The sequence below is a fragment of the Wolbachia endosymbiont of Drosophila tsacasi genome, from assembly GCF_028982115.1.
Classification (GTDB): domain Bacteria; phylum Pseudomonadota; class Alphaproteobacteria; order Rickettsiales; family Anaplasmataceae; genus Wolbachia; species Wolbachia pipientis_B.
Window position 1 is genome coordinate 1 of record NZ_JAPQLJ010000022.1, and the last position, 218, is coordinate 218.

Genomic DNA, 218 nt, shown 5'->3' on the forward strand with positions numbered 1-218 from the left:
GCAAAAGAAGCCCTAGTCATTGTCTATTTTCAGTATTGGCGTTTTTTAAGTCTTAAACACTGCAATTTAGCTGCTTTTAAGTGCAACTCACCTTAGTTCAAATGTTTAAGAAATTTACTAAGCAAAAAAAAAGGCAAAAGAAACCCCGTGTTAGCTAGTTGTCACTCTCTAATCCTGCAAATTGGCGTACTATACTGTCTTAAACGACTTATAAGCGC